This is a genomic window from Mesorhizobium sp. LSJC280B00, assembly GCF_000502835.1.
Lineage (GTDB): Bacteria > Pseudomonadota > Alphaproteobacteria > Rhizobiales > Rhizobiaceae > Mesorhizobium.
The window spans coordinates 1-4,258 of record NZ_AYVL01000086.1 but is presented as its reverse complement, the minus strand read 5'-3'; the positions used below and the strand labels follow the sequence as shown (position 1 = coordinate 4,258).

Genomic DNA, 4,258 nt, shown 5'->3' with positions numbered 1-4,258 from the left:
TCTGCCTTGGCGCGGCGGCTCCGTGGCGAAAGCTCACAGGGTTTTTGTTCTACGTTGGTTTTTCTGAAGAGAAACCCGGGTGCTAGCGAGGGAACCCGGCATTGTCCCATTTCGGGACCAAAGTGTTGGCATTGCGCTTGCTTCGGTCGTGGTGCCGGTTGGTCCCGGTCCTGATCGGGTACTTTGATCAGGTGTAGGCTCGCCGGGCTTGAGGTGGTTGGGGTTTCTTCGCCCGGCGAGTTCCGCCACGCTAAGAACAAAGGCCGGCGCCCTCGCTGGAGCTATCCGAATGGCGCCGGCCCCGGGCGGGATTGGGATCCGCCGCGCCTTGACATAGCTGAGTCGTTACGTAGCGTCAGGTGGTGGCGGACACTTTGGCTTTCCGCTTCGCAGGCGCCTTCTTGGCTGGTGCGACGGGTTCAGCCTTGCGTCCAAGCCCGATGGACTTCGCCAGTTGCGAGCGCTGAGCGGCGTAATTCGGAGCCGTCATCGGATAGTCGCGCGGCAAGCCCCACTTCTCGCGATAGGCGTCCGGCGTCAGCCCGAAGTCCGTGCTAAGGTGACGCTTCAGGGATTTGAACTTCTTGCCGTCTTCGAGACAGATAATGAAGTCTGGCGTCACCGACTTCTTTGGGTTGACGGCGGGAGTTTGCGGCTCAACGATAGGTGCGATCGGCGTACCAAGCCCGGACAGAGACATGTGCACGGATGCGATTAGTTCAGGCAGGCCGGTAGCCGGTACAGGGTTCTTACTTACGTAGGCGGACACAATCTCCGCAGTAAGCTCGGCTAGTTCGGCGGCGCTGTGGTCGGATTCTTCTGTCAATGTGTCGGTCCTTTTGTCTGATTTGTACCCATCTCTATTTGAGCAATGTCCAGTACGCAACCTGGCCTGATCTATTCTAAGCCAATGATGGCATCCGGCATTGCGGCGCTGGGCAAGAGCGACGCCAAAATTGACGCGTTCTTTTTGGCCGCGACTAAGCTGTAGACCAACAACCCATCCAAGTGATGGGCCGATTATATGCCGATTAGCTAAAATAACGGAACGTCCAACGGACTAGTACGAAACCAAAGCGGTTACGTCAGACCTTTGCTCGCATGGTGCAAGATTTTGGTCCTGCCGTCTTATGGTGAAGAACGGAAGTTGATCGGCACGACATGGGGCCGTCCCGCAACGATCGATAGCAAACTGAACTTAGGCGGCTATGGTGCGAACGCGGACGTCGGGTCAGATCCGCTTGAAGTCCTTAAGCCCCAGGCGTATCCGCTGGCCTTCCGCGAAGGCAAGGGCGACCGATTCCAGGTCGAATGATCGGGTAAGTTCTTCGCCGTTCCCAACAACACGGACGAACCACTCGCCCATCGCCTCGACTATCTCAACGGACGTGTGGTTTGCGCCGCCTTTGGTGTCGTCCATCGCAACTGCCTCGTGTCTGGATGGGGACAAGACGAAACAATATGACTGCTCGATCTTTCAAGCGCTAAAAGGCCGGCGCCTGCTTTTGCGGGGGGCTCTGGCAGGCGCCGGCCGGACGGTCCAATCAGGTCCGCCGCGATGATCCAGTTAGCTGATTCTTGACGTTACGTCATGTGGTCTGGCTGGCCGGAGCCGAGCATGACTGAAACCTGGCATCAACATGTTAAGCAGTTCGGCGCGCCTCCTGCATCGCCTTCACCCCGAGCGGCCCTGAACCTTTGCCGCCGGTCAATGGCTGACAATGAGCGGCAGCCTTTATCGAGCCTGCTATGCGGCTGCACGCGGATCCTGGCCATCAATCGAAGACGCAAGATCGACTTCGATTTCCGCAAGCTGCCGGCGCTTCTCAGCCAGTTCACCAGAAAATCCGAACTCGCCACCCTGACGCGAGCGATAGGAGGTGAGCCTGAGCTCGGCATCCTCAAGACGCTGGCGGTATTGTACCTGCTCGCCCTCGAAGCCGGCCAAGGCATGCTCGAGGCGAGAAATCGCACCAAGCGGCGTAGTGGTCACCGGCAGCTCGATTTCATAATCGGCGCCGGTGCGCATCAGCATCGTGGCATAGCTGTAGCCGTCCTTGCCGAAGCGCTCGCCGGAATATTCGAAATCGAAGCCGCCGATGGAGGCGATAGTGGTTTCGCCCTCCTGCTGAAGCTGCACGAGAGTCAGGATTTCCTTCATCAGTGCACGACCGGCGAGTTTGCGCTCCGTGAACACGTCGCCCCCGACCACCATGCTGAACCCATCGCCGGTCGTCGGCACGAGGCGCTGCATATCCTTGCCGACCTCGCCGATGCGCCGGGTCGCGTATTCGATATCGCGCTCGGCATCGCGGATCTGCCGCCGAACGGCGTGCTCATCATCAATGTGGGCCGCGCGAAGGCGCTCCAGGCGGGCAATGTCTGCCTCCAGACCTGCCTTCTGCATCAGACGCGGATCGCCCGAGGCGATCGCCTTGGCCATAGCAAACTGGTTGGCCTGCCCCTCACCCATATCCTCCAACCGCCGAATGGACGTGTCTCCGGAGAGGGCGGCCGCGATGAACCGGGCCTTGCGCTCGTTGTTCTGCCACATCTGGGCGTCCATCGATCCTTCCGTGGCGTAGGCGAAGATATCGATGACATCGTGCTGGTTGCCCTGCCGCAGGATACGACCTTCGCGCTGCTCGATCTGGGAGGGAAGCCACGGCACATCGAGGTGATGCAACGCCTTGAGGCGGAGCTGCGCGTTGACGCCGGTGCCCATCGTTTCGGAGGAGCCGATCAGGAACCGGATTTTTCCGGCCCGCACATCACCGAACAGGCGCTGCTTGGCCTCCGACTTCTTGAAATCCTGCATGAACGCAATTTCAGATGCCGGAACGCCCCTGCGGACCAACTCGTCCCTGATCCAGCGATAGGCCGAAAAGCCTCTGGTTTTCTCGACGCTGATCGTGCCGAGATCGGAAAAAATCATCTGCGCTGCGCCAGGAAGCTCGAACGGCTTGCCATCGGCGCGGACATAGCTGCTTTGCGCTGTTTCTTGCCAGATACGGAAGGCATTGCCGATCAGATCGTTGAGCTTGTTGTCCGGCTCATTGTCATTGTCGGGATCAACCAGGCGCAGGTCGATAGCAGCGTGCCGGCCATCGGTGACAACCGACAGCAGGATGTCGTCACCAGCTTCTGCCGGACGGTCGCGTTCCTCGATCGCCTTGATGCGGGCGTCGAGCACCATCTGGTAGCGCTTGAAGGCGGCGGACGGCTTGGCGGTGATGATCTGACGCGCGCCGGTCGAAAGCGCCGGCACCTTCACATAGTCCCGAAGGTCTTGCGGCATCACCACATCCGCGAAGGAGCGGAACATCGCGATCAGCTCCGGCACGTTGACGAAGGTGGCGAAGCGCGTCACCGGCTTGTATTTGCCGGATGGCTGCAATTCGAGTTCAGTCGTGACGTCGCCAAAGGTCGAAGCCCAGGCGTCGAACTCGTGCAGGCCACGCTGGAGCAGCGCCTGGTAACCGAGATAGCGCTGCACCGAGAACATCTCGCCAAGCGTGTTGGTGATCGGCGTGCCGGACGCCAGCACGAGCGCCCGGCCCGGGTTCTTCGTCTCCACGAACCGGGATTTGACATAAAGGTCCCAGGCCCGCTGCGAGCCGTTCGGATCGAGGCCGAGCGTCGACATGTTGGTGGCGAAGCTGAGCTTCCTGAACTCCTGGGCTTCATCGACGATGATCTGGTCGACGCCGATCTCGGAGATGGTGAGCAGGTCGTCCTTGCGGGTCGCCAGCGCCTCCAGCCGTTCCTTAAGCCCCTCCTTCAGCCGCTCGAGACGCTTGCGCGAGACGCGGTCGTCGCTCTCGACCTTGGTCAGCAGCGTCTCGTAGAGTTCCAGTTCGTCGTGGATCATCTGTTGCTCGAATGCCGACGGCACGCCGATGAAGCGGAAGGCGCTGTGGGTGATGATGATCGCATCCCAGGTCGCCGTCGCCGCACGCGACAGGAAGCGATGTCGCTTGGCTAAAGAAAAATTCGTCTCGTCGGCCACCAGGATTCGCGCGGTCGGATAGAGCGCCAGAAATTCGCGGGCCATCTGTGCAAGGCAATGGCCGGGAACGACCAACATGGCCTTGGCGATCAGGCCAAGCCGGCGCTGCTCCATGACGCCCGCGGCAATCGTCATGGTCTTGCCGGCGCCGACGGCATGGGCGAGGTAGGTCGAGCCGGCCGAGACGATGCGCCAGATGCCGCGCTTCTGGTGCCCATAAAGAGAAAAGGCGCCGGAGGCGCCTGGAAG

The 4,258-nt window shown here is 60.5% G+C and carries 2 protein-coding genes and 1 pseudogene; all 3 read right to left on the bottom strand.

The annotated features are described in order from the left end of the window. Window positions 1-355: 355 nt before the first annotated feature. A complete protein-coding gene (locus X773_RS73200; RefSeq protein WP_023680908.1) occupies window positions 356-826 on the bottom strand; it encodes a MucR family transcriptional regulator in 471 nt (156 codons plus the stop codon). Window positions 827-1,231: 405 nt separating this feature from the next. Beyond that, on the bottom strand, window positions 1,232-1,420 hold the full coding sequence (locus X773_RS73195) for a hypothetical protein (RefSeq protein ID WP_006205775.1): 189 nt from the start codon (window positions 1,418-1,420) through the stop codon (window positions 1,232-1,234). Window positions 1,421-1,747: 327 nt separating this feature from the next. Then, window positions 1,748-4,258: pseudogene (locus X773_RS73190) on the bottom strand (lactate dehydrogenase); the annotation flags it as partial.